Annotated in this window: 28 protein-coding genes; 7 read left to right on the plus strand and 21 right to left on the minus strand. The window is 40.4% G+C overall.

Going from position 1 to position 26,213, the window contains the following annotated elements:
* Positions 1 to 121: 121 nt before the first annotated feature.
* Both rpmF and ACQKNS_RS05275 read right to left on the minus strand, forming a co-directional pair.
* Positions 122 to 295 (minus strand): 50S ribosomal protein L32, encoded by a 174-nt coding sequence (gene rpmF / locus ACQKNS_RS05270; protein WP_034313929.1) that lies wholly within the window; start codon positions 293 to 295, stop codon positions 122 to 124.
* A gap of 65 nt (positions 296 to 360) precedes the next feature.
* On the minus strand, positions 361 to 882 hold the full coding sequence (locus ACQKNS_RS05275; protein WP_141992222.1) for a YceD family protein: 522 nt from the start codon (positions 880 to 882) through the stop codon (positions 361 to 363).
* A gap of 218 nt (positions 883 to 1,100) precedes the next feature.
* On the opposite strand from ACQKNS_RS05275, the gene ACQKNS_RS05280 reads away from it, so the two are divergent.
* Entirely contained in the window at positions 1,101 to 2,306 is a 1,206-nt protein-coding gene (locus tag ACQKNS_RS05280; protein ID WP_427641502.1) for a nucleotidyltransferase, read from the plus strand.
* 79 nt (positions 2,307 to 2,385) lie between these two features.
* Here ACQKNS_RS05280 and ACQKNS_RS05285 read toward each other — a convergent pair whose 3' ends face one another.
* Positions 2,386 to 3,411, minus strand: coding sequence for a SepM family pheromone-processing serine protease (locus ACQKNS_RS05285; protein WP_427641503.1), 1,026 nt, complete (start codon positions 3,409 to 3,411; stop codon positions 2,386 to 2,388).
* Positions 3,401 to 4,198 carry a patatin-like phospholipase family protein gene (locus ACQKNS_RS05290; protein WP_427641504.1) on the minus strand — a complete coding sequence of 266 codons (798 nt, stop codon included), beginning with the start codon at positions 4,196 to 4,198 and terminating at the stop codon, positions 3,401 to 3,403. Before ACQKNS_RS05290 ends, ACQKNS_RS05285 begins: the two co-directional genes overlap by 11 nt.
* A 306-nt stretch (positions 4,199 to 4,504) precedes the next feature.
* Between ACQKNS_RS05290 and ylbJ the strand changes: the two genes are divergently transcribed.
* The gene (gene ylbJ / locus ACQKNS_RS05295; protein ID WP_427641505.1) at positions 4,505 to 5,722 is read left to right on the plus strand and encodes a sporulation integral membrane protein YlbJ; all 1,218 of its coding nucleotides are present in this window, start codon (positions 4,505 to 4,507) and stop codon (positions 5,720 to 5,722) included.
* A 41-nt stretch (positions 5,723 to 5,763) separates the two neighbouring features.
* Here the strand turns inward: ylbJ and coaD are convergent, their stop codons facing one another.
* Both coaD and rsmD read right to left on the minus strand, forming a co-directional pair.
* On the minus strand, positions 5,764 to 6,255 hold the full coding sequence (coaD, locus tag ACQKNS_RS05300) for a pantetheine-phosphate adenylyltransferase (protein ID WP_098371098.1): 492 nt from the start codon (positions 6,253 to 6,255) through the stop codon (positions 5,764 to 5,766).
* Positions 6,256 to 6,831 carry a 16S rRNA (guanine(966)-N(2))-methyltransferase RsmD gene (rsmD, locus tag ACQKNS_RS05305; protein ID WP_427641506.1) on the minus strand — a complete coding sequence of 192 codons (576 nt, stop codon included), beginning with the start codon at positions 6,829 to 6,831 and terminating at the stop codon, positions 6,256 to 6,258.
* 469 nt (positions 6,832 to 7,300) lie between these two features.
* Between rsmD and ACQKNS_RS05310 the strand changes: the two genes are divergently transcribed.
* Positions 7,301 to 7,690: a DUF7147 family protein gene (locus ACQKNS_RS05310; RefSeq protein WP_427641507.1), complete on the plus strand. Its 390-nt coding sequence runs from the start codon at positions 7,301 to 7,303 to the stop codon at positions 7,688 to 7,690.
* A gap of 54 nt (positions 7,691 to 7,744) precedes the next feature.
* On the opposite strand, the gene ACQKNS_RS05315 is transcribed toward ACQKNS_RS05310, so the two are convergent.
* The gene (locus ACQKNS_RS05315) at positions 7,745 to 8,020 is read right to left on the minus strand and encodes a YlbG family protein (protein ID WP_048684554.1); all 276 of its coding nucleotides are present in this window, start codon (positions 8,018 to 8,020) and stop codon (positions 7,745 to 7,747) included.
* Between the two features lie 137 nt (positions 8,021 to 8,157).
* Between ACQKNS_RS05315 and ACQKNS_RS05320 the strand changes: the two genes are divergently transcribed.
* On the plus strand, positions 8,158 to 8,481 hold the full coding sequence (locus tag ACQKNS_RS05320; RefSeq protein WP_427641508.1) for a hypothetical protein: 324 nt from the start codon (positions 8,158 to 8,160) through the stop codon (positions 8,479 to 8,481).
* Between the two features lie 145 nt (positions 8,482 to 8,626).
* Here ACQKNS_RS05320 and ACQKNS_RS05325 read toward each other — a convergent pair whose 3' ends face one another.
* The 5 genes from ACQKNS_RS05325 to ACQKNS_RS05345 form a co-directional block, all read right to left on the minus strand.
* A complete protein-coding gene (locus tag ACQKNS_RS05325) occupies positions 8,627 to 9,076 on the minus strand; it encodes a YlbF family regulator (RefSeq protein WP_427641509.1) in 450 nt (149 codons plus the stop codon).
* 60 nt (positions 9,077 to 9,136) lie between these two features.
* Positions 9,137 to 9,562 carry a hypothetical protein gene (locus ACQKNS_RS05330; RefSeq protein ID WP_427641510.1) on the minus strand — a complete coding sequence of 142 codons (426 nt, stop codon included), beginning with the start codon at positions 9,560 to 9,562 and terminating at the stop codon, positions 9,137 to 9,139.
* Positions 9,563 to 9,622: 60 nt separating this feature from the next.
* Complete coding sequence (locus ACQKNS_RS05335) at positions 9,623 to 9,865, minus strand: YlbE-like family protein (RefSeq protein WP_076366714.1); 243 nt, start codon at positions 9,863 to 9,865, stop codon at positions 9,623 to 9,625.
* A gap of 12 nt (positions 9,866 to 9,877) precedes the next feature.
* A complete protein-coding gene (locus ACQKNS_RS05340; protein WP_427641511.1) occupies positions 9,878 to 10,309 on the minus strand; it encodes a YlbD family protein in 432 nt (143 codons plus the stop codon).
* A 327-nt stretch (positions 10,310 to 10,636) separates the two neighbouring features.
* Complete coding sequence (locus ACQKNS_RS05345; protein ID WP_427641512.1) at positions 10,637 to 11,671, minus strand: CAP domain-containing protein; 1,035 nt, start codon at positions 11,669 to 11,671, stop codon at positions 10,637 to 10,639.
* Positions 11,672 to 12,016: 345 nt separating this feature from the next.
* On the opposite strand from ACQKNS_RS05345, the gene ACQKNS_RS05350 reads away from it, so the two are divergent.
* Complete coding sequence (locus ACQKNS_RS05350; RefSeq protein WP_427641513.1) at positions 12,017 to 12,379, plus strand: YugN family protein; 363 nt, start codon at positions 12,017 to 12,019, stop codon at positions 12,377 to 12,379.
* Positions 12,380 to 12,492: 113 nt separating this feature from the next.
* Here ACQKNS_RS05350 and ACQKNS_RS05355 read toward each other — a convergent pair whose 3' ends face one another.
* The 7 genes from ACQKNS_RS05355 to cyoE all read right to left on the minus strand — a co-directional run bounded on the left by ACQKNS_RS05355 (position 12,493) and on the right by cyoE (position 19,352).
* Positions 12,493 to 12,954, minus strand: coding sequence for a DUF420 domain-containing protein (locus ACQKNS_RS05355; protein ID WP_427641514.1), 462 nt, complete (start codon positions 12,952 to 12,954; stop codon positions 12,493 to 12,495).
* Between the two features lie 207 nt (positions 12,955 to 13,161).
* Positions 13,162 to 14,064 carry a cytochrome c oxidase assembly factor CtaG gene (ctaG, locus tag ACQKNS_RS05360; protein WP_427641515.1) on the minus strand — a complete coding sequence of 301 codons (903 nt, stop codon included), beginning with the start codon at positions 14,062 to 14,064 and terminating at the stop codon, positions 13,162 to 13,164.
* A 150-nt stretch (positions 14,065 to 14,214) separates the two neighbouring features.
* The gene (ctaF, locus tag ACQKNS_RS05365) at positions 14,215 to 14,550 is read right to left on the minus strand and encodes a cytochrome c oxidase subunit IVB (protein ID WP_048684534.1); all 336 of its coding nucleotides are present in this window, start codon (positions 14,548 to 14,550) and stop codon (positions 14,215 to 14,217) included.
* A gap of 3 nt (positions 14,551 to 14,553) precedes the next feature.
* Positions 14,554 to 15,183 carry a cytochrome (ubi)quinol oxidase subunit III gene (locus ACQKNS_RS05370; protein WP_098371107.1) on the minus strand — a complete coding sequence of 210 codons (630 nt, stop codon included), beginning with the start codon at positions 15,181 to 15,183 and terminating at the stop codon, positions 14,554 to 14,556.
* Positions 15,183 to 17,054 carry a cytochrome c oxidase subunit I gene (gene ctaD, locus ACQKNS_RS05375; protein ID WP_098371108.1) on the minus strand — a complete coding sequence of 624 codons (1,872 nt, stop codon included), beginning with the start codon at positions 17,052 to 17,054 and terminating at the stop codon, positions 15,183 to 15,185. The genes ACQKNS_RS05370 and ctaD overlap by 1 nt, the downstream gene beginning before the upstream one ends.
* 26 nt (positions 17,055 to 17,080) lie before the next feature.
* A complete protein-coding gene (gene coxB / locus ACQKNS_RS05380; protein WP_427641516.1) occupies positions 17,081 to 18,163 on the minus strand; it encodes a cytochrome c oxidase subunit II in 1,083 nt (360 codons plus the stop codon).
* A 250-nt stretch (positions 18,164 to 18,413) separates the two neighbouring features.
* Entirely contained in the window at positions 18,414 to 19,352 is a 939-nt protein-coding gene (cyoE, locus tag ACQKNS_RS05385; RefSeq protein WP_427641517.1) for a heme o synthase, read from the minus strand.
* A gap of 593 nt (positions 19,353 to 19,945) precedes the next feature.
* Here cyoE and ACQKNS_RS05390 point away from each other — a divergent pair.
* On the plus strand, positions 19,946 to 20,932 hold the full coding sequence (locus tag ACQKNS_RS05390) for a COX15/CtaA family protein (RefSeq protein ID WP_427641518.1): 987 nt from the start codon (positions 19,946 to 19,948) through the stop codon (positions 20,930 to 20,932).
* 189 nt (positions 20,933 to 21,121) lie between these two features.
* Here the strand turns inward: ACQKNS_RS05390 and pyc are convergent, their stop codons facing one another.
* Positions 21,122 to 24,559: a pyruvate carboxylase gene (pyc, locus tag ACQKNS_RS05395; protein WP_427641519.1), complete on the minus strand. Its 3,438-nt coding sequence runs from the start codon at positions 24,557 to 24,559 to the stop codon at positions 21,122 to 21,124.
* 621 nt (positions 24,560 to 25,180) lie between these two features.
* Complete coding sequence (locus ACQKNS_RS05400; protein WP_034313996.1) at positions 25,181 to 25,462, minus strand: YlaN family protein; 282 nt, start codon at positions 25,460 to 25,462, stop codon at positions 25,181 to 25,183.
* A gap of 221 nt (positions 25,463 to 25,683) precedes the next feature.
* On the opposite strand from ACQKNS_RS05400, the gene ACQKNS_RS05405 reads away from it, so the two are divergent.
* Entirely contained in the window at positions 25,684 to 26,187 is a 504-nt protein-coding gene (locus tag ACQKNS_RS05405; protein ID WP_427641520.1) for a peptidyl-prolyl cis-trans isomerase, read from the plus strand.
* Positions 26,188 to 26,213 lie beyond the last annotated feature (26 nt).

The following is a 26,213-nucleotide window of genomic DNA, read 5'->3' on the forward strand; positions in this document are numbered from 1 at the left end:
AAACATGGATGATTCAAAATATTCTGCCAAATGTATTTGTAAAAAAAGCACAGAGAAAAATCCCTGCGCTTTGATTAGCGTGTTGCATCAAGAAAGCAAAGCTCTCAAGAAGGTCAAGAAATTATTTTGCGACAACTTCTTTTCCTTTATATGTTCCACATTCTTTACAAACGTGATGTGAAAGAGTCATTCCACCACAGCTCGGGCATTCTACCATACCAGGTACTTGAAGCTTGAAGTGCGTACGACGTTTTCTTTTTACAGTTTTCGACGTTCTTCTAAAAGGTACAGCCATTATTCCCACCTCCTTAAAAAATATAAAAAAGCTGGAAAAATCGGATTAACGATTTTTCGTTCCAATCAAGATTCTTTATTGTTGTCAAAAAAGTCGGCAAGCTTTGCAAATCTCGGATCAACCTTATGCTCATTTTCCTCTTCTGAAATAACGGCCCAGTCTTTCCCGGATTGAGGAGCAGCTTCGTTCGAATCGACATCCTCACAAAAAACCTGCATCGGAATTTCTAGCAATAAATTTTCTTTAATTACCGGTATTAGGTCTACAACTTCACCTTCCACAACAGTGACATCATCCCCGTAGAAATCAGCGCCATCTGCCTTTAAAAGAAAGGTTTCCTTTGTATCAATATCAATCGGATATTTAACGTCTACCAGTGTACGGGAGCAAGGTAATGTTAATTCACCTGAAAGATGCAAGTGAAAAGTAATCTCGGTCGAGCTGATATCAGCTCTTCCTGCTACTCTGATTGGAGAAACATCGCGAATTTGCGGGTCTCTTTCTCTAATGTCCAAGACATCCACCAGTTCATCAAACCGTAAATCTTTGTCCCGAATTTTTTGAAGTTGACTAATCGTCCATTTCAATTGAAATCACCTCAAGGCAACAAAAATAATTATAGCTTTCAATTATAAGTTTGTCAATATTTTTTCTTTACACTATAATGTAGTCATCCTAACTGATTGTCTAGGTTTAAGAATCATTTCAAACAAAGAATCCGGACGATTACATATAGTAAATTTACTTGAAATACTATTTTAGCACTAAGTTGATAAAATACAAAGTTTTTCTCTGAGGTGAACGAATGAAAGCTTGCGGTTTAGTAGTCGAATATAACCCTTTTCATAATGGACATGTTTTACATGCAAGAGAAAGTAGAGAAAAAACAGGGGCGGATGTTGTGGTCGCTGTAATGAGCGGACCCTTCTTACAGCGTGGCGAGCCCGCTATCGTCAGCAAGTGGACACGTGCCGAAATGGCCTTGAACGGCGGCATAGATCTTGTCATTGAGCTGCCCTATGCTTTCGCGACACAGAAGGCGGAAATATTTGCAAAAGGATCTATATCTCTTTTGGAATCCCTTGGCTGTGACTCCTTTTGCTTTGGGAGCGAGGATGGCAGGATTGAACCATTCATCACCGCCCACAGAATTCTTTCGGATAATTCCGCTGCATTCGATGCCGCAATCAAATCGGCCATGGATGATGGCAATAGTTATCCGGCAAGTGCTGCCCAGGCTTATCGATCGATCATCAATGGTGATTCCGGATTGGATTTGACGAAGCCTAATAATATTCTTGGGAAGGAATATGTAAGTGCTGCACTTTCAAACGGCTACTCCATTCGCCCTTATACGATTCAAAGGGTCGCTGCAGGATACCATGAAACAAAGTTGTCCAAAGACCCTATTGCCAGTGCAACGGGGATACGTAAAGCCATCCATGAACACCAGGAGTTGAATTCGGTTTCCAGCTATATTCCTCAACCGACGATGAATGGTCTTGAGCAATACTTAATGCACTACCATGCCTTGCATGACTGGGAAATGTATTGGCCCATGTTGAAATACCGAATCCTTTCTTCCTCTATAACCGAATTGGCAGGGATATACGAAATTGAGGAAGGCATCGAACACCGGATAAAGGAGATGGCCAAACAATCTTCGAGCTTTTCTGCCTTCATGGCAGCGCTGAAGACAAAACGCTACACATGGACACGGCTACAACGGATGTGTGTCCACATATTGACTCATACATTAAAGGATCAGGTGATTCAAAATGACCAACCAGTCTATATCAGGCTTCTTGGCATGAATGGCAAGGGCCAAGAGTATCTTCGCTCTGTAAAAAAAGGCTTATCCCTCCCGCTCATCTCTAAACTTTCGTCCTATCAGAAACCGGATATCGAAACGGACTTGCGAGCGGCACAGGTGTATGCATTGGGCTTGTCCGAACCATATCAAGCTGCATTGATGAAACGGGAATATGAATCTCCCATCATTTTTAAATGAAGAATGGTTTAAGCTTGGCCCGTCCACCCATCAATCATAAAAAAAGCGCAAACAGTTGATGACTGCCTGCGCTTTTTTATCATTTTTCTTTTCCTTTTAGCTTCGTTAAATAGGCTATTGCATCATCAAAGTTGTCCACCGGCACGATCTTCATGTCCGTATCGATATCCTTTGCTGCAATAAGTGCATCTTCATAATTCGAACCTGCTGCCCCGTTTTCATTCGGGGCAAAGAATATTTGGGCTCCAGACTTATCTGCTGCAACTATTTTCTGTTGAATTCCGCCAATCGGACCGACTGTCCCATCGTCGGACATCGTTCCTGTACCCGCTATGTCATATCCATTTGTAAGATCGCCCTTTGTTAATTGATTATAAATTTCCAATGAGAACATTAAACCAGCCGAAGGACCGCCTATTTGTTCTGAATCTATGGAAATCGCCGGTTTTGTGATCACTTTTCGATTATCATCCAGCGAAATGCCTATCCCTACCCTATTTGGTTCATTTTTAAAAGGCTGCAAAGAAAGAACGGCCGTTTTCTCCGTCTCTTCCCGCTTATACACTATTTTGACTTCGTCTCCAGCCTTCTTTCCGTTAATATAGTTCATGAATTCCTGTGCAGACTTGAATTTAACATCATCGACCTGAATGATTTGATCGCCGGCTTTCAATTCTTTAGCTGCGGGCATTCCTTTTAGCACGTCCAAAACATATACACCCAGGTACTCGTATTCGACTTCTTTCCCAGCTTTTTCATAGGCGATCTGAATGGCATTATTTTTAGAACCATCCATTAAGTGCAGCTGCCTGATATTATATTCTTCATCTGTTTCATCTTCGCTTCGTATGGAGGTTTCCGGATAAAGTTCCTGATATTTGCTCCACTTTGCCAGCATGTAGGAATATACATTCGCCCGGCCCATCCTTACAGTGGTTAACATAAAACTTCCTTTTGCTTCATCTCCTCCGGATACCTCAATGATCGGCTCCAATTCTTTAGCCATTCCTGGTTTTGATACATAAAAAGGTAGGGAATAAAGGGCTGATGCTATGAGAAGTATAGCCACCACCAGGAAAGTGCGTACATACATTTTACGGCTCATCTTCAAAGGACTCCTTCCAAGTAACAATACTCTGCTTTATTTGATCTATCTTTCCCCTTGCAGCTTCTTCTCCAATACTAATTATTTCCTGTACGTTTGTAAATGATTTCGAGCTGTATTTCTCCACCCTGGGGCGTATCATGACATGTGAAGCAAACTCCCTGCTTTTAACCAGCTCCATTTGCAGGATATCGAGGCTTTGCATGATGACGTCATAGATGGAATTTATCTCCATATCCTGTTTCACGTGGGCTACATCCACACCAATTATGATGTCTGCTCCCATATCCTTCACGACTGAAACAGGAACCCTATCAACAACGCCTCCATCAACAAGCAGTCTGTTTCCGATTTTTTCAGGAGTGAAAATGCCGGGAATGGAGATGCTTGCCCTTACAGCCGGTGCGATGGGTCCTTCCTGAAAAATGACTTTTTCCCCCGTTTTTATATCAGTGGCGACCACCGCCACAGGAATATCAAGTTCTTCAAATTTCTTGCCATATGTAAAAACCCTGATTAAATCCTTCGTCCGTTTACCCGAAATGAAGCCCATTTTAGGTATGGTGAAGTCTAAATAATACTTACGCTTAAATGCACGGGACAACTTATACAGCCTCTCGATATCCGAACCCGCTCCATAAAAGGCAGCAACCATAGCCCCCATGCTGCTTCCGGCAATCATATCTATCGAAATGCCTTCTTGCTGCAATACCTTTATCACGCCAATATGTGCAAACCCCCTAGCTCCTCCTGACCCAAGTGCAAGCCCGACCTTTGGTTTCGACAAAGATATCCCCCCCGCTGTAACTAGTTCAAAATATTGAAATAACACTCATTCAAAGTTATGGTCTTAAACGGATTTATAGAAGCATATTATTTATATTGACAGTGAAACAAGCATGGCGGATATAACCTACGTAGCCAATAAAGTGAGGTCTTCATTGAATTCCATAATGCGGATCAGCCTCATTTATACATGTCGGTACAATCCATATTCCATCCTGAACTTACTTTTCGAGAAAAGGAAGTTCATATTTTATTATATACGAAACGAACTGCCCTTATTTAGAAACCTTCAAGAGGAGGCTGAATTTTGCTAAAATCAAAATCCAAAACAGTACTGTTAGCTACCTCCGTCACGATGATGGCAGTTGGCTTGATCATCTTTCCCCAAGAATCCTTTGAAGCTTCCAAAGGCGGACTTAATATTTGGTGGACAATTGTATTCCCTTCGCTTCTGCCTTTCTTGATTCTCTCGGAGTTATTAATCAGTTTTGGTGTAGTCAGGTTCATTGGCGTCATGCTCGAACCATTTATGCGTCCCTTATTCCGTGTACCAGGAGTTGGCGGTTTCGTTTGGGCGATGGGACTTGCATCAGGGTTTCCAGCTGGAGCGAAATTCACTGTAAGGCTTCGCCAAGAAGAACAATTGACACGCATCGAAGCTGAAAGACTCGTTTGTTTTACTAATTCATCCAATCCATTGTTCCTGTTCGTTGCCGTTGCCGTTGGTTTTTTCCACAATCCTCATTTAGGTATCATCCTTGCACTTTCACACTACCTAGGAAATTTTTGTGTAGGCATCATCATGCGTTTTTACCGTTGGAAAGAAGAAAAATCCCATACAAATGTAATGGCCAAGCTCCCCTCCATAAGACAAGCCTTTAGCCAAATGCATCGAACCAGAATAAAAGAAACAAGACCATTTGGCAGTTTACTTGGAGATGCGGTACTCTCATCCATTCAAACCCTATTAATGATCGGGGGGTTCATCATTCTCTTCTCGGTGGTGAACAAGCTTTTATTTCATATGAACATTACCGGATTGCTGGCATCTGTGGTCGGAGGAATTTTACATATTTTCACTTTTCCCGATTCCTTAAGCCTCCCTTTCATATCAGGCATGTTTGAGATGACTCTTGGTTCAAAATTAACCAGTACAGTCGAAGAGGCGACACTCTTTCAGCAAACCGTGATGACAAGCTTCATCTTAGCTTTCAACGGTTTCAGCATTCAAGCGCAAGTTGCCAGCATCATTGCCGCAACAGACATTCGTTTCACTCCCTTTTTTCTGGCAAGGATAGCACATGGCTTTCTGGCATCCATCATTACCATCTTACTTTGGGAACCATTATATAAAGGCAATATGTACAGCTCCAACCCGATAAATGCATTCCCAGTCAGCAGTTCCGGTGAACACGCGAATTCCCTATATCAAAACATGCTTGATTTCGGCCCCATTCTAACACTCGTATTTTTGATCCTATACATCATCATATTTACCAAAAGGCTATTCAAAGGCCTTTCGTAAACCGAAAAAAGAGCATTGCGCGTTGGCAATGCTCTTTTTTTCTATCCTTTCAGTTCCTCGTACTTTTTGGCAAGAGCTTTCTCGACGACGCTTGGCACTAGTTCGGAGATATCCCCGCCATACTTCGCAACCTCTTTCACGATACTTGAACTCAAGAAAGAATATTGATTTTTCGTCATGATAAAGAATGACTCTATTTTATTATTAAGGAATCGGTTCATCGAAGTACCCTGCATTTCATATTCAAAGTCAGAAGTCGCCCTCAATCCCCGGATGATGGCATTCGCGGAAACGCTTTCAGCATAGTCGACTGTCAATCCCTGATAGAAATCCACTTTAACATTCGGCATATGGGCAGTCGCTTCAGTGATCAATTCCAGTCTCTCCTCCACAGTAAAAAGTGAATTTTTCGCTGAATTGTTGACGATTACGACATATACCTCATCGAAAACATTCGCTCCCCTTTGAATGATATCAAGATGACCAAATGTTATTGGATCAAAACTCCCCGGACAAATCGCTATTTTGGACATTCATAGTTCCCCCTGTTCGTGTACGTTTCCCCATTGATAAATCGTAACGGCAATGACGCCATAAACTTCTTTTCTCTTAACGGTAAAGTCACCAACTTTTTCTGGCAATGCAACATCATGGCCATGCTCACAAACAATGTATCCCATATCGTTCAGCAATCGGTATTTATGTATTTCTTCTAGAATCTCGACAAGCTTTTGTTTCTTATAAGGTGGATCAAGAAAAATCAATTCAAAAGTCATTTCCCTTTTCACCAAAGCCTTCAGTGCACGCTCTGAATCATTTTTATAAACTTCTGCACGGTCTGAAAACTTGCATAGTTCCAAATTCGCCTTAACCGTTTGATTTGCTTTAAAATCCCGGTCGACAAATATGGCTTTATCCATGCCTCTGCTTAACGCTTCAATTCCCAGTCCACCGCTCCCTGCAAACAAGTCGAGAACCAGTCCCCCTTCGAAATAAGGACCAATCATATTGAAAATGGATTCCTTGACTTTATCAGTAGTCGGCCGGGTTCCTGTACCCGGTACAGCCTTAAGCGGTCTTCCTTTGCAAATTCCGGAAACGACCCTCATCATCCTCACCACATTTTATGACAAATTTCTGTTACTTTCCTATCCTAACATATTAGAAAAAGCTAGCCAATATTTTAAGCGATTTGGCTTCATTTCCAAAATGATTATCGACTTATCATTTCGGACCATGAAAGGAAGATATCCATTCTTTTTATAAATCTTTTAGATTTTGAATAATATAGTGGTTTTTGGCAATAATGTGAATAACAACATTCCTTTTTAGGTGTTGTTGCCAACCGCGGAGAAGGCTTACGTTTCCCCATAAGTTCTTCCTCCGGTTTCTCCTCTCCCTTTGCCTTCTGGTCCTTAGTTAGACATAGAAGGACCCTGCATATTTTTGCAGGGCTTTTTTTTTTGATAAACCTCTGATATCTAATTTTCTTTGTCTTGACGCCAATGAAGTTGTCCTTCTCTTTTATGAGGGATAATGATAAAGTAATGAATAATAAGTTAGTTAGGAGAGGTTTAATTGATTCAACGTTTTATTGAAATTGGACAAGGATTTTCGGATATATATGAGTTGCTGGAAATAGGCCGCAATCAGAAACATCGAGTTGAAAGGCTTTTGGCCATGCATACTGTTATTGATGATAAAAAGGTAACGTCATTGGTCATCGTCATGCAGCCCACTGATCCTGGGAAATTCCAGCCGCTTTACATTTGCCGTGAAGGTATACCGAACCCTCATGCCACCAAAAACAAACGCTATGAGCTTTTTGAGAACTTGGCGGAGGAACTGGATAGACCCATTATTGAAATTGACGTGAAACCTTCGGTGCTCTTTGCAGAAGTCGAGTTGTACTACCAGCACTTAATCGGCATTTTGCGAATGAATAGATATCTGCCCCCATTAGGTTGAAAGATGCTGATGCCAGAAATTGAAAAAGGCTGACTCCGCATGAGTCAGCTTTTTTCAAATTCCCATTTTATAATCATATTCTTTCGCTTTATCCGGTTTGGAGTTTTCGAACTCCACCTTCAAAAAAGGCTTGTAAGAAAGGTCCACTTTTTTAACGAAAGAATAATTATTCAGCTTTTCCACCAGTGGTTCCACTTCATCCATATTCGTATAAAGCACTACATATTTCAATTTTTTTGAAACATAATGAATATTTCCGAATTTCCTAAGCATTTTGGCTTGTTTTAATGTATGTAAATAGACGATGATTCCCTGTCTCGCTCCAAGCATATCAATAACTCCCTTTTATAAAGGTTTTAACTAAGTGTAGCATAGCAGAATCTTTACTTTCAACCAAGAAAAAAAGATTATAAACAAAATTCTCTCACTATTATGAATATACGCACTGTGAAGGGAGCCAAACAACGATGGATTTAAACCAAATTTGGAGTCAATTTATTGATCATCTATTAGATAATGATGAAATTACCCAAGCTTCGATAAAAAAGTTCACAGGTATACCATTTATATATATTCATTATCATCCGGCACAAAATGGTGATAGCAGGCTTTCTTTCTTAATAAAAAAAGCCGCAAGCCTTTCAATGCGTGGCAAGCAGCTTCATAGTGAAACCATTTTCGTACGGCAGGAAGAACATTTATATGTATTCCGGCATCGTTTTTATGTTCCGCAGCAAAAGATGTTTTGCTGCGGCAACCTTTGTCCGGATTGTATCTTATATCGCAGTTAATCGCTTTGTAACATATCCGGTTGACCCACTGTCTCGACGAAGGGTCCTTACATGCCACAGCCACCGAACTCCGTAGCAATGCCGAAATTCGATGGCTGCAAGTTCTTATATACTGGCCGGAATGTTTACGATTCTTGCCATTACCTTAAGCAGAGCATCCACAACTTCCGCCGGTTCCGCAGCTTCCGGTTGAACATCCACCTGACGAAACAAAAAATGGATTCCCCGCTGGGGTTTTGACCTGTTCCGAAACGGCTCGGCCAATTTTCCCGCTTATTTCATCAAGTACGGATTGTAACTCCGTCTCCGCCAGCTTAAACCTTGCTACGGCAGGATGCATATCCATGTCTCGTTTAGCTTGCCTGGTTTCTAAATTGATGCGTTTATAATCCGGATGATATTTACCGAACCTTTGAACATCTTCAAATAGATCCTTTAGCGAAGTAAACTTGGAAATTATCCGCTGAGCCTCTTTGTCGCTTTGTAATTTATATAAACTAAGAAGGTATTCTTCCCCTATTTCAGAATGAATGATCATTTCAGCTAATCCATCAGCCTGTTGTAAAATGTCGATGATTTCCATAGTAGCAAGCATTAACAAGCTCACCTCCACATCCATTTTACCATTTCTCTCTTTTAGATGCTAATGGTTTGATTAAATCGATGAAGTGATATGTACCTCAATCTCTTTTTCCAACCCTGTTTTTTCACCTGAACCATTCATGACTTCCAGCTTAATTTTATGCATGCCATTCGGGACATCCTTTAAGATAAATGCTGCCGTTTTCATATCTACTTTCTTTTGATTATCAATAAATACGGACACAGTCGCCAATTGTTCAGGATTCGATTCTGAAAAACCATAGTTTTTCAAGTAGCACTCGACATAGACGGAGTTGCCTTTTACAAAAGTTTTTACCCGAAAGTCCTCATCTGAGTTTCGGATGCTCGATACAGTGGTGGCAGCTGTAAGTGCCGAAACATCTTGCATGGCCACTCCTGAATTTTCAGGTTCCGGTATTTTCTTTCCACAACCAGACGCTGCCATCAACACTGTGAGAGCAAAGATCAACTTTCTCATTCCATCGTCCCCCTTTTGCCTTTATTGTTCGCCAAAAGGAGTAATTTACTCATATTTTCTTCATTCACCTGAAGCATTCATCGCTTGAAACATATGAAGCATCATTGAGGCAACCTGAACGCTTTCCGAAAATTTAGAGACCCGATGTGGAATCGACTTCTCAAAATAATATTTCGCTTCGGTTTCAAACACATCCACTTCATGAGGATTACGCATTAACCTTTTGTACCACGCAGGCTGAATCCTCAAGTAATTGCGCATATCTTCGTTCGTTTGAATGAATTCATATATATTCTGACGCATGAAAAACCCTCCTTAATCTTTGGTGAATAAAAAAGGGTTAGCTCTCTGCTCTTTTTCTTTTGGGGGAGGACTGGTATCACCTGATTTATTCCCTTGGAAAGCAGATAGCACTCCTTGGATTGCACCGATGGCCTGATTGGCATTCGTAATATATTGTTGAATCTGCCCCATATCCATATTTTTAACTGCACTCATTAACGAACCGATCAACTCAGTGCTTTGGTCTCCCTTTTCAACCGGCGGTGATGGAGATCCAGTATTCACTTCGGACCCGCCCACACTGCCGTCAGCCTGCCAGCGTGGATGATCTTCTCCGAGTAAATACCACTCTTCAAAAAGTTCCTGCCATGTTGCTTGTTTGCTTCTCACTTCATTCACTAAATGAGGATGTTCTTTTACAAACTTCCGAAATCCATCCACGGAGGGCCGCTTTCTTTTTGCCATTACTCTCACCTCACACTTAGACATCGCCTATTGCACCATATGCTAAAGGTAAATAAAAAGTGCATAACATTCCTTTTAAAATGCAATTGGATGAATTGGGGATGAGTGCCCTTATAGTTCCAATGGGGTATGCTGGCGTGACTGCAGGCATCCAAGTTCGTTACTAAACCTCTTCATCGGAGATCGATTCCATGCAATTAATACAAAGTCATACAATCATCATCAAGAAAGGTCCACAGGTGATGATGGGGAACTTACGCTATACAGGGACCTTTTTCATTTTCATAATCCAGAACAAGAAAACGGACCCAAATCGGATCCGTTTTTTTATCTCTTTATGAAATTCTGGGTGTAGTACTTTTTATATACCCCGACGCCCAGACCTGTAAATTCCTCATTCAGCATCGCATCCCGATGCCCTTTGCTATTCAGCCAACCTTCCATGACTGCAGCTGCGTCAACATAATTAGCCGCTATATTTTCACCTGCTGCCCTGTATTTTACATGGCCTGCATCGAGACGCTTTTCCAAATCTCCCTTTGTTTCAGAAACATGGGTTCCTTCTGGTGCATCCGTCATTTCCCGGCTATGAAGGGAAGCAACCTCTGCAGTTGGCGCATCCCATTCTAAAGGCTTCAAATCAAACCTGCTGCGCATTATATTCGTAATATCGAATATTTGCTGCTCATTGCCCTCGTCCACTTTCGCCAAGTCTTCATCAGAAAGGTCTTTAACTGTCACAAGTTCACCATGATAGGTCAGCTCATATGGCTGTTGTTTCAATAAGGCGGAATCATTCAAAAATCGGATGCTCGAAACAGTCCCGGTGAATTTATCCAAATATAGCTGAACATTAATATTCCCTAAATCAATCAATGGCCTCATATTCATATCTTCCTCCGACAATTCAAAACGATAGGAACTTTGACCAACTTCAATATCAACAGTGGGTTCCACATATAAGCTGGAATAGATGGCATCAATCGACTGACCAATTTTAAAAGGAGCGACATTGACCTCATCACCGATTCCATAAGCAGATACCACTTTTTCATTTTCAACGGCTAATTGGAAATAATTATCATAGTCCTTTTTATAAACCCACCATTCATATCCATAGGCGGACATATCAATCCGATCTGGCTTACCATATTCCTTTTCTATTTCTTTTACATTTTTCCCGATCGTTACCCCCAGACCTTCTTTCACGTCAGTAACCCCTTCCTTTAAAGAGGAAGGGCTTTTTTCATTTATATGCCCATTGGGGTTAACACCTTTGTTACCATCAATAAGAGGGGTTCCTTCATCTTCATCGCCGATATTAAGATAAATACCGATTACGAAAAAAATAATAATTAACACCAACACCTTACCTAAACCGCGCAGAGGAACACTCCCTCTCTCTATCTAATTTATGTATCCAATGCAAAAACCTTTCTTTCCTGATTATATCACTGTTCAATCATAATTTTCTAATTTACGATAGACTGTCCCTTCATTAAATTTATTTAAAAAATGGAACTTTTGTGAATGATTAAAATACCATGGTTGAGTTCATTGCAACTTCCACCATTTCGTACTATTATAAAATATAGGATAAAATGGTATATTATAAACATACTTGGAGATTTTTAATATATTCATGTACATAATATTTTCCCGGTATGTCATTTTAATTCTCAATAGTAAACATAGGAGGTACTACTCGTGAAATTTGAAAGCTTTGGAATCGAAAACATCACAGCCGACTTAAACCGTTTAGATGACCTAATGCCGCAATATGGTTTAATACGTGCAGAACAATGGGATTACGAAAGAGTCAGTTACGATCGTAAGTTCGACTTAAAAGAGGGCACGTTTTACCTGAGAATACTTGGCTATGCTACAGAGGGCGATGTAGGCGCTCACAGGGCCGCCATCAAACTAATGGTTCCTCTATTAGGAAAACACTATTATCCACATGGAGTTGAATATGGTGAAGGAGAGGATTTCCCAGCATCACTAGTGAAACAAAGTGAAAAAATCCTCGCTCAAATCAAAGAAGAACTTACACAATTCAACGGCTTGTAAAAGCCGTTAGTGAAAAGCAGGTACAAAGAGAGAGAATCATGTGTGATGCTCTCTTTTTTTATATCCATTACAAAAGCCTGATGCTTTTTTTGCACCAGGCTTTTTTGGTTATTTTAAAATCCTAGGATCGCCTTTATTAAAGATGTTGTTTCGCCGCCATGATAAATGACATAAAGCAGGATGTAAACAGCTACTCCAGTAATCCCTGTGAAAAACCAAATGATGCTTGTCGCAGGCCCAATTTTTTTATGGATGGCGAATTTACCTTTAAACCCCGTGGTAAGCATGATGATCCCCAAAACAGCTCCAGTTGTTGCAAGCGTTATATGGAAAATCAAAAAAATCGTATAATAAACTTTAATGTCAGCGGGTCCGCCAAATGACGTACTACCAATGAAGACCGTCCGGGAAAGATATATAGTGAAAAAGATTACCGCAAAAACCGCAGCTGCCATCATGGTCTTTTTATGGGTCTCGATTTTGCGTTGTTTAATTTGATACCAGCCTATTGCAACAGTGATGGCACTTAATACAATGAAAGCTGTACTTATCGTTGGAAGGATTGGTAAAGACATATGGATTGTAGTCCTCTCTATATTTATTAATCAACTACCATTTTATAAGAGGCAATCATAAAATTCAATAAAATCAAGGATTATTAACAGAATGCTCACTTTTATAGAATAGGCAAGTCAATTCACTGGCTATTTGGTGTAAATCGAAAATCAGGCAAGGGCAGATAAAAGACTTGTCCTCCCAAAGACAAGTCTTTTATCATACAATTATTCTACAGTCTGAAGATCCGAAGGTATCGGATCGATATCATTTTGGCCGCCATTCTCCTTTTTGAACCAAGCAAAGAAAATGACACCCAATACATAGCCTAAAACGATTTCTTGAATCACCTTCATCAAAACCCCGCCAAGCTGCTGATCTTCAAGCAATGGCAGTCCATTGAACATTTCCGGGCCACTAAGCGTTAAACCTGACAGTGCTGAAGCCGGAACGCAAAGTTCCATGGCACTGGCCCAAGATTCCGCATTGGTGAATGTATCATACATAGGATCATTAGCAAAAATGATCAAAGCGCAGGCAGGGGTCATTAGAATACCACTGCCGAATATATAAGCTACTTTTTTCACACCTGATAGACTTTCACGTTCGGGTAGCTGATTGACAAGCGGGAACCACATCAAAACAGCAGTCGTAAATAAAAGGATCGTGTAGCCGGCATGAATCCACATCCCTGTTTTGATATAGTCGAACACTAACGGGATATGGTACAGCGAGAAAAGAACATTAAATAGCAAAAGAGCCACAAGAGGTCTCGTGAAAAATTGAAATAACGTCTTCACTCCCCTGGAATTTATGAACGTTCTCATAAGCCAATCTGGAATCGCAATGATAAATAAAGGCGGAATCACGAGATAGAGCAGTGCCATTTGAAACATGTGTGCACTGAACATGATATGGCTCAATAAATCCAATGGGGATCCTTTTACCATATAAAGGAGGAATATCGCTACCAAAAAATAAGTTGCCTGTTTAACGGAAAGCGATGAACTGTCAGGAAACTTCCCCCTTTTTTTTGTCACCAGCCAAAAATAGCCTACGGTTATAAGTACGAGGGCTGCAAAATAATAAGGACTCCACAAAGCGCGAAATCCGAAAATATCAATAGACAAAAAAATCACCTCGTTCATAAACTTTTTCTTACTTTCATTATACCTAAAATGAAACATTGTAACAAATATAGATAAACTTGGATTACCCTTCTTAAAAATCACCACATAAGAAAAACCGGCTATCATTCAATAGCCGATTTTCTTTATGGTTTATAACCAAACAATCGTTGTGAACACAAGGACAGTTATCAAGCCGACTGCAAGGCCGGAAAATAAGAACAATGCAATGGTGCCATGCCCTTTATGCTTCATGTGCATGAAATAATACAATTGGAAAATCACTTGTACGACTGCCAGCAGCAAAATGACTGGTTTAATGAACCAATGTGAAAAACCCTCAATTCCTACTGCAGCAAAAGCAAGTAATGTAAAGAAAATCATAAGTGTAAATGATATCACTTGGTGTTTCATCTCTTCAGCATTTTTCTTACGGCGATATTTTAAATCGACATTCGGGTTCGCTGAATTTGATTGTTCATTCGCCATCAGTTATCCCACCATTCCCATTAAGTATACGACAGTAAAGATAAACACCCAGACTACGTCAATGAAATGCCAATAAAGACTCGCAACAAAAAATTTAGGAGCGTTATACAAATTCAAGCCCCTTCCTGCATTACGTACCATAAGACATATGATCCAAGCTAAACCGAATGCAACGTGTCCTCCGTGAAAACCAACTAACGTATAAAACGCGGAGCCGAAGGCACTGCTCGTAAATGTATGATGGAATTCATGAACATAGTGATTAAATTCATAAATCTCGAGTCCAAGAAAACCTAAACCAAGTGCAACCGTAATGACAAGCCAAGCCTGCATTTGTTTGAAGTGGTTATTTTTCATATGGTACATCGCATACACACTAGTCAATGAACTGGTCAATAACAGCATGGTTGCCACAAAAGTAAGTGGTAATTCGAATAAATCTTTAGCTAGGGCTGCATCACCATTTGGAACTTTATCCTTCAATGCCAGGTAAGTTGCAAACAATGAGGCGAATAATACCGTCTCTCCACCAAGAAACAACCAGAATCCCAAATATTTATTTTTACCTTCTAAAGTCGCTTTCTCGGGAGAAGCAGGCCAGGTAGCATCCGTGAATCTTTCATCTGTCTGCATTATGCCTTACCTCCCTTGTCTTTATCGTCCATAAGGTCTTCTTTATGAATATGGTACCCATGATCGTCTTTAACGGAACGGATAAACATTGAACCAAATGTTACCAAGAGCCCCACTATCATTATAGGCAGGGTCCATGTCTTATCATCCATATGGTATAAAGCACCGAATGCGGCGATGAATAAACCGGAAGCGATCGTTAAAGGAAGAATGGATGAATTGGGCATATGGATATCCCCAAGTGGTTCTGCAGGAGTCATTTCCTTTTTCCCTTCCATTTTTTCAACCCAGTAAGGATCTAATCCCCGGACTAGCGGCAGTTGTTTAAAATTATAAAAAGGCGGTGGTGATGGAATGGCCCACTCCAGCGTACGGCCATCTCCCCAAGGATCATTGCCGACTTTTTCATTCTTCACAGATGTAATGATGATATTGATGACCATAACCAAGACACCGAATGCCATCAAAAAAGCTCCAACAGTACTAATCATATTACCTGTATTGAAACCTTGATCGTCCAAGAATGTAAATACGCGACGAGGCATCCCCATCAAACCTAAGAAATGTTGAATGAAGAATGTTAAATGGAAACCAATCAAGAAAGTCCAAAATGTGATTTGCCCCAATTTTTCGCTTAACATCGTTCCAAACATCTTCGGCCAATAGAAATTGATTCCAGCCAGTAAACCTAATACAACCCCACCGACGATTACATAGTGGAAATGAGCAACAACGAAATAACTATCATGGTATTGATAATCAGCAGGTGCAGATGCGAGCATGATACCTGTCACGCCACCCATTGTAAATGTAGGGATAAAGGCAACTGCATAAAGCATCGGAACCGTGAACTTGACGCTTCCTCCCCACATCGTAAAAATCCAGTTGAATATCTTAATACCTGTCGGTACAGCGATAGCCATGGTCGCCACGGCAAAGATTGCATTCGCGATCGGACCCAGACCAGTGGTGAACATATGATGCGCCCAAACCATGAAACCTAAGAAACCGATTAAAACGGTTGCAAATACCATCGATGAATAACCGAACAATCTTTTTCTTGAGAAAGTAGCGAATATTTCGGAAAAAATACCGAACGCCGGAAGAATCAGGATATAAACTTCCGGGTGACCGAATATCCAGAACAAATGCTCCCAAATAATCGTATTTCCCCCTGCCGCTACATCAAAGAAATTCGCGCCAAACATCCGATCGAACATCATTAACACCAATCCCACGGTAAGCGGGGGAAAAGCGAATAATATCAATGCAGAAACGACGAAAGTTGACCAGGTGAAAAGCGGCATACGCATATACGTCATACCAGGCGTACGCATATTAATGATGGTTACAAGGAAATTGATCCCTGCAATTAGTGTTCCAAAACCTGATATTTGTAATCCCAGGACGTAAAAATCAATTCCATGACCTTCGGAGTGCAGGGAAAGTGATGCATACGATGTCCAGCCTGCATCTGGAGCCCCCCCTAAAAACCATGATAGATTCAGAAAGATTCCGCCAAAGAAAAACAACCAAAAACCTAAAGAGTTCAAGAATGGGAACGCAACATCACGTGCCCCTATCTGTAATGGTACAACCGCATTCATTACAGCAAACACTAACGGCATGGCCGCCAGAAATATCATAGTCGTTCCGTGCATGGTCAAAATTTCATTATAAAATCCGGCACTTACGAAATCATTGTTTGGGATTGCCAGCTGGATACGGATAAACATCGCTTCCAAACCGCCGATTACAAAGAATAACCCGCCAGAGATAAGATATAAAATGGCGATTTTCTTATGGTCTACCGTCGTCAGATAATCCCAAACCGTAGCGCCAAATCCTTTTTTATTAGCGTACGTACTCACGATTTAACCTCCTTAATCAATGTTCTCTATTTGTCTTCCACCTTAAGCTCCAATAGATAAGCTGCCAGTGCATTAATATCTGAATCTGAAAGTTCGCCGTAAGTACCGGTCATCGTGTTGCCCGGTTTATACTTCTCAGGATCCTTGATCCATTTTTTCACATTCTCTTCCGTATGATCCAAAACGCCAGCTACTTTTTGACGCTCACCGAATGTAGCCAGGTTCGGAGCCTGACGAGCTGCCTCAGGCCTGCTGTCATTTGGTGTCACCGCATGGCAGCCTATACAGCTTTGATTAAAGACATCTTCACCCTGTTTGGCTAAATCACCTTCAACGACAGGTTCCTTCGCGGCTTTCATATCTTTAGTCCACGCTTCAAAATCGCTTTTAGACTTCGGTACGACCTTAAAATCCATCAAAGCATGTGAAGGACCGCAAAGTTCAGCACATTTTCCGTAGAACAAGTTGTTCGAATCTTCTGCCTTTTTACTATCGAATTCTAAGAAAAACTGATTGACCCCGTCTGTATTTGTATCCATTTTTCCTCCGACAGCCGGTACCCAGAATGAATGCTTAACATCTGAAGCAGTTAAATTGAAGTACACTTTTTGATCTGTTGGCACAACCAAATCCTGGCTTGTTACAACGCCGAGGTCTGGATATTCAAACTCCCACCAATAAAGGTTTGCCCTTACATTCACGACAAGTGCATCCTTCGTTTTTCCATCCTTATCTTTCTTATCCATCGCCTTTGTGTCGGCTAAGTCGAAAGTCGTGACGACGGTCGGAACAGCCAGAACAATTAAAAGAAGGATAGGAATAACAGTCCAGATAATTTCGAGTTTATGGCTTCCTTCAATTTGTTTCGGTATTGTTTCGTCGCCTTTCTTCCGGCGGAAGCGTAGTAAAACTACAACGAACAAAATAATCACAACAATAATAACCAGTACCATGATTAGTGTACTCAATATCAGTAAGTCATACTGAGATTGCGCAACATCGCCAGCTGGCTTCAGCGCGGATAGAAATGGTTCGCCGCAGCCCGAAAGGACAAGTCCTACAATACCCAGCAGAGCAATCAGGCGCCATTTGTGCAGCCTTTTTTTCATAGCTTCAGAAACCCCTCTTTCGTCAAAATTTTCTCACAAAAATAAAAATGGGCGCAATTGCGAATATTCTCTCTATGTCAATTTCTAAAAAAGAAAGAATCCCTAATCTAAGGAATTATTAAGATGATTCATGTAACCGCTCTTATGTATGACCCCTTTGGTTCCTTTAATATGTATGAATGGCGGTCATTGCGTTATTTATCAGTAAGCCGGGGCCTGTATAGACAGGCCGCCAGTTATTTAACCAATACTAGATGAGAGTGACAATAACCATCGCTACAAATAAAATGGTCATATAATTTAAAGAATATACAAACATGGATGTTGCCCATTTAACATCATCTTTCTTTTTATACCCTTTAATCCCCAAAATAAGCCAACCCGTGCTCAATAATGCAGCAAGAATAACTAACGGAGTTCCTAATGGAGTTAAAAAGAAAGGAATGAACATTAAACAGACGATCCATAGCATAATCGATCTTTTTGCCGCCTTGAATCCTTTTACTACCGGAAGCATCGGTACCCCAGCTGCACGATATTCTTCTACACGCCTCATTGCCAGAGCATAAAAATGAGGAGGCTGCCACAAGAACATGATCGCGAACAGGACCCAGGCAATCTTATCAAGGCCCGGGTCGACTGCAGCCCACCCGATAAGTGGAGGCACCGCTCCGGATATACTGCCTATGATCGTATTCGAAACAAATCTACGTTTGAAAACCATGGTATATAAAACAACATAGGCAAAGACGCCGAATGCTCCTAGTATGGCAGTTGTCATATTAGTCAATGCAAGTAAAATCAGCCCTGCAGCAATTAATCCGAAACTTAATGCCAATACCTTTGAAGGCTGTACTTTCCCAGTTACCGTTGGACGGTTTTTCGTTCTTTCCATTAAATGATCGATATCACGGTCATAATAATTATTGAAACTGCAAGATCCCGCCATTATGAGCGCCGAACCTGCAAGTGTATAAAACACCACATCTAGATTGTTTAAGAAGCTAAGCCCCGAAAAATGAAGAGCTAACCACACGCCGGTAAAAGCTGTAATTATATTTGAATTGACAATCCCCACTTTTATAAGTGCAAGAAAATCCTTCCAAGCTGTTGTTTCAGGTATATCCGATTGAAGGGCGGCTTTACTGTCCTCCATGACAGCTTCTGACAAACCCCTTGTTTCTGACATTTGTTTTCCTCCTTTAAATCATTCAAAACAGAAGCAAATGCAAAAAAAAACTTACATATGCTATAGAACATTATTTCATACTTTTTGATATTTGTAACCAAGGAAGCGTAAACAAAAAGTAAATTATTTACCAATGAGCGTTGTCAATGGAATCCATCGAGAGCTTTCATTCTTAATGGTCATGCTTAAAAACAGTAAAATTTAGTAAAATCATTTCTTCAATATATTAAAACACATTTTTGGAAGCTTTTGTGAAAATTTTTCGGATATTTTTTGACCAATTTGTGTCTCAATAATTTGTATGATGTTCGTCAAGAACATGAATAATATGCTATTATCATCATCCCCTAGGCTCTATCCCTATTTTGCTCCTACTTGAAGGTTTACACTCCCTTTATTTCTATCAAAGTCTTTAGTAACTTTCAACTATTTCAGGCATTTTAATTAATAGTTATAATATTAACTGAACTTGTAAAATCATTCTATTTTGTGTAATATCGAGGAAGTTCGACAAATATTATGAAAAACCTTATGCTATTATTAATTTTATGGAACAACCCTAATTTGCTACAGAGAAAAAGGTGGGGCTACTAGTGAAATCATCTCTTAAATGGTTTGCTGTTTTAACTACGGTTGTAATGCTCTTCATCTTACTTGGTGGAGCTCTAGTCACGAAGACGGATTCCGGCATGGGATGCGGCAGGTCCTGGCCATTATGCAATGGGCAATTGATCCCGGACAAAATCACGATTGAATTGGTCATTGAGCTTTCCCATAGGCTCGTTTCAGGTGCTGGAGGTTTCCTTGTTTTATTATTATCGTATATGTCTTGGAAAAAAATCGGCCATATCCGTGAAGCGCGTTTCTTATCCGTCCTTTCTTTTGGTTTTCTGTTACTACAAGGACTGATCGGAGCCGCTGCCGTCATTTGGTCACAATCCGATTTCGTCCTTGCCCTTCATTTTGGCATATCGCTCATTTCCTTTGCTGCCGTCTTTTTACTGACACTGTTGATTTTTGAAGTGGACAAGAAGTTCGAAGCAGAAAAACTTATCGTTGACAAACGAATGAAATTCCATATTATTGGCGTATTGATTTTTTGTCTGGTGGTCGTCTATACAGGTGCTCTTGTAAGGCATACAGAATCAAGTCTTATCTGTAAGGATTGGCCTTTATGCGTAAATGACAGTCTTGCCCTCCCCTCCAACCTTTATGAATGGATTCAGATGGGGCACCGTGCAATGGCAGGCGCTATTTTCATTTGGGTATCTTATGTGGCTTATATCGCAAAAAAACATTACAAAAATCAAAAAGTGCTATATGGCGGCTGGATTGCTGCATTCATTCTCGTATTTTTACAAGTTACCGCTGGTGCCTTTATCATTTTCTCAAGGCAAAACTTATATATCGCACTGACACACGCATTATTCATTGCCTGCTTTTTTGGTGTAATGAGCTATTTGATGCTCTTGACATCAAGAAGCAAAAAAAATGCCCTTGCCAAGCAAAAAAAGAACTCCGTGCACTCTGTCAAAGGACAGGATGAACAGGATATAACACCAACGGTACCTGCCCGTTAATGTCTGATTGTTCAATCAATAATGAAATTAAGATAAAACAAAACCACCATTCCCGGGAATGGTGGTTTTGTTTTATCTATCAGGGAAGTTCAATGACCGTACATTGCCTAAAAAGAGGGTATAGGGCAGCTTAAAACCTCAAGCCTACATATATACCCCAAATCATTTACAAGGTCACAGCCAGCGATATTACTTAGTTAGTTCAATCAATAAGTCCCCAGTACTGATCGCTTCTCCATCTTTTACATAAATATCCTTAATGGTCCCTGAGAACGGTGCTTGCACGGTAGTTTCCATTTTCATCGCTTCCGTAATGATCAGATGATCACCCTGCTTGACCTGATCGCCTTTCTCGACCACTACACGAATAACTGTACCTGGCATTGTCGCACCGAGTTGTTCTTTATTTTTAGGGTCAGCTTTCATTTTTGATACAACGGAAGATTTAATGTTTTCATCCTTGATGATCACTTCACGTGATTGACCATTCAATTCAAAATACACAACCCTTGTTCCATCAGCCAATGGCTGACCGATTGAAACCAATTTTACGATGAGTGTTTTACCCTTCTCAATTTCCACTTCAATCTCTTCCCCTAGTCTCATGCCATATAGGAAAGTTGCGGTATCAAGGTTGGAAACATCGCCAAACAGCTCGATCGTTTTATTGTAGTCCAGGAATACTTTTGGATATAAGGCATATGCAAGTACATCGAAATCAGTGACTTCCCGTCCCAATTCCTTGAATAATTCTTCTTTAAGAGCAGTAAAATCCACTTCTTCCAATAATTCACCCGGCCTTACTGTTATAGGTTTCTTCCCTTTCAGGATAACTTCCTGAAGCTCTTTAGGGAATCCCCCTACCGGCTGACCTAGATAGCCTTCGAATAACTCTATGACTGAATCAGGGAAATCGATGGATTTGCCTTTTGTCAGAACATCTTCTTCAGACAGGTTATTTTGTACCATGAATAAAGCCATGTCCCCAACAACTTTGGATGAAGGAGTTACTTTAACGATATCACCGAACATTACATTGACACGCTGGTACATTTCTTTAACTTCATGCCAGCGATCTCCCAGCCCCACTGCTTTGGCTTGCTGCTGCAGATTGCTATATTGACCGCCCGGCATTTCGTGTTTGTACACTTCAGTATGAGGTGCATTCATTCCGCTTTCGAAGTCGTGATAGAATTTCCTGACCTCTCCCCAGTATTCTCCTAAACGCTCTAGTGAATCGACTTCCAACTTAGGCTGTCTGCTTGACCCCTCCAACGCATAATGAAGTGTTTGTACACTTGGCTGCGAAGTCAGTCCAGCTAAAGAACCAATCGCCGTATCAACGATATCCACACCAGCTTCGATCGCTTTCGAGTACATGAAAATACCATTTCCGCTTGTATCATGAGTATGCAGATGGATCGGAAGTGATGTCGTTTCTTTCAGTTCTGATACAAGGCGGTAAGCAGCATCAGGTTTCAAGAGGCCTGCCATATCCTTGATCGCTAAAATATGGGCACCGGCCTGTTCTAATTCCACAGCCATATTTTTATAGTAGTCGATATTATACTTGCTGCGTGATGGATCATTCAAATCCCCGGTATAACAAATGGCCGCTTCCGCAATTTTGCCGGATTGACGGACTGCATCAATAGCCAGTTCCATCCCTTTTACCCAGTTTAAGCTGTCGAAGATACGGAAAACATCAATGCCTGCATCCGCTGATTTCTCTACGAATTCACGAATGACATTATCAGGGTAGTTTTTATAACCAACTGCATTTGAAGCCCTTAAAAGCATTTGCAATAGGACATTAGGTGCTTTTTTCCTGAAACTTATCAGTCTGTCCCATGGATCTTCTTTCAAGAATCGATAGGCAACATCGAAAGTTGCCCCGCCCCACATTTCCATTGAAAACAAATCAGGAAGTAGCTTTGCTGTAGGCTCAGCGATATCAAGGATATCTTTCGACCTGATTCTCGTTGCCAGTAAAGATTGATGAGCATCGCGGAAAGTCGTATCGGTGATCAATACCTCTTTCTGTTCTTTGATCCAATTGACCAGACCCTCTGCACCTTGCTCTTCAAGTATATTTTTTGTACCCGAGATAAGCGGCAGGCCACTTACATTCGGAATTGGAGCAGGGTCAAATACAGGTTTTTTCTTTTTCTCGACTCCAGGGAATCCATTCACGGTCACATTTCCGATATATGAAAGCATTTTTGTCCCACGGTCTTTCCTAATTGGGAAGCTAAATAATTCCGGTGTTGAATCAATGAATGATGTATCATATTCCCCATTTATGAATTTTTCATGCTTTACAACATTTTCAAGGAAGGGAATATTTGTTTTAATCCCACGAATCCTGAACTCCTTAAGGTTACGAACCATTTTGGAAGCTGCCTGTTCAAATGAAAGTGCATGAGTAGAAAGTTTAACGAGAAGGGAATCATAATATGGTGTGATGACCGCACCTTGGAATCCATTCCCAGCGTCCAGACGAACACCGAATCCGCCACCAGAACGGTAAACCATCATTTTCCCGGTATCAGGCATGAAATTATTCAATGGGTCTTCAGTCGTTACCCGTGATTGAATCGCATATCCATGTGTTTTGATTCCTGACTGTTCGGGAATCCCGATCTTTTTGCCATGGAGTTCATGCCCTTCCGCTACCATGATTTGGGATTGAACGATATCAATGCCCGTAATCATTTCAGTAATGGTATGCTCAACCTGAACCCGTGGATTGACTTCAATAAAGTAAAATTCGCCATTTGCGACAAGGAATTCGACTGTACCGGCGTTTACATAATCAATATTTTTTGCCAACTTGACGGCTGCCTCACAAATCCTTTCCCTTAAATCCTCTGAAAGGGAAACGGAAGGTGCCACTTCCACAACTTTTTGATGCCGTCTCTGAACGGAACAGTCACGTTCATATAAATGGACGATATTCCCATGAGTATCAGCCAAAATCTGAACTTCGATATGCTTCGGATTTTGAATGAATCTCTCTACATAGACTTCATCATTACCAAAAGCTGCTTTAGCTTCTGATTTTGCGCGATCATAAGCCTCTTCAACTTCTTCAATTTTTTCGACAATCCGCATTCCGCGTCCGCCGCCGCCTAAAGAGGCTTTTATGATAATTGGAAAACCGTATCGTTCACCAAATTCCTTTACTTCTTCAACACTGGTCACCGGTCCATCGCTACCAGGGATAACCGGAATATCAGCCAGTTCAGCTTGCGTTCTGGCTTTTACTTTGTCACCAAACATATCTAGGTGTCTTGATTCTGGTCCGATGAAGATTATGCCTTCTTCCTCACAACGTTTCGCAAATTCGATATTTTCTGAAAGGAAACCATAACCGGGATGAATCGCATCGACCCCGCTCATTTTGGCGATCGCAATGATGCCTTCAATATCCAGGTATGCATCAATCGGCTTTTTGCCTTCCCCAACCAAATATGCCTCATCCGCTTTATATCGGTGATAAGAACCATAATCTTCCTTTGAATAGATTGCAACTGTGTGAATGTCTAATTCCGTACATGCCCGAAAAATCCGAATCGCTATTTCTCCACGATTTGCCGCAAGTACTTTTTCTATACGTTTCCCCATTGCTACCACCCTAATCAATATGTATTTTTATTGAATATATAGAAAAAAAGCGTGAAAGACTTTCACCACTTTTTATTCAAGAATTTATATCCCAACCAAGGAGACCATTCTGATCAAGCTCATTTTATGGCGGATGTAATTATTTCGATATATTTTATATTTTCGTTTTTCTCATCCGATTAAGACTTAGAAGAGCCTTGCACCAATAGCAAATAAAAATTTAGCTATAATAATATATTATCGAATTGATTTAACATTCAATTAATATAACCATAATACTAAAATTAACTGAATACAATAAAAAAATAAAAAATTACATATATTCGTATAAAAAAACAAGGAATTAGCTCTGCCTTTCCGACTAACGTCCCATTGTTAATCAAGGGCAAAATCCCACATATTTAATGGTTGATAGAGGAATTTGAAATGTGAAGATTACCATTGAACAGTAAATAGAAAATTCAAAAAATAAAAAACAAAAATAAAAAAACACAATTGAGCTTCTATAGCCCAATTAGTATGTCACTATGGAATATAGTATAACACTATTAATTAATTATGTACATAAATAAAAAACTCAAACAATCATCGAGATTTGTTTGAGTTAGTATGTTTTATCCATTATTTTTTTAATGATGCTTCATGCAAAACTGACAATTCCTGTTCAAGGGTCTCCAAAAGGGACTTACCCTCGGTTTCCTCTACCAAACCTAAGCGTACGGCAAAATCAATTTCTCGTGATAGGCCGAACATTTGTGTATCAAGTACCTCTTCATATAAAGGACATTGAGGCATAGTGAGATTTTCCATTTGAACTTTTATCAGTTTTAGAATCTTGTCAGCATCTGCTTTTAATAAAGCATAAGCTTTTTCTCGATGATTGACAAGCATATCAGATGCCATGTTAAATCCCCCCGCTCAGAGCGATTAAATCTTATCTCTAAATTCTACCTTTAGTTTTGTGAAAAAGCAAGGACATTGACAAACAATTTGCCATTGGGAAATCACTTCCACCTCTCGAATGAATATATCCAGCCAAGGAAATTGTTAACCATCGTGCAGATGTGACATTTCAATTATAATTGATTATAATCATTAAAGAGCAACAGAAAGGAATGAGATATTTGGAACCTATCGTATTTATAAATGGAAAAGTGAAATATCCAATTACGCTAGATCCTGGGGTATGGATTTTTGATGATCGTAAAGTTGAAATCGATACATATTTCCACGCTGAAAGAGTCCAAGTCAATGAATTAGAAGAATATACGATTGCCGCCTCCAAACATTGGCAAAAAGAAATACAGGAAGGCGCAATAATGCCACCAACGATAAAAACGGAACGAAAGTTCGAGAAGCAAAGATTGCTTGAAGGGACTTTCGGCATCCCTTTTGAACCTTTTTTAAAAAATGCCGAACCTGAAAATGGGGTAACTGAAGTCATCGTTACAACCGATGATGAGGAGCTTACATTCCCGTTGGAAACGGCACTTGAATTTTTCCTGGGCTTTTCCAAGAATGGAAAGCCGCTTAAAATATCTGATGGCGGCCCTATGGAAATTTATTTCGGGGACGCTTCCAACATCAATGATCCGATAAAAAATGTGCGGTCTTTCACTGTTAAATAAGACTCAGTCCATTCTTAACAAAATTA

Source organism: Peribacillus sp. NPDC094092, assembly GCF_050279365.1.
Taxonomy (GTDB): Bacteria; Bacillota; Bacilli; order Bacillales; family DSM-1321; genus Peribacillus.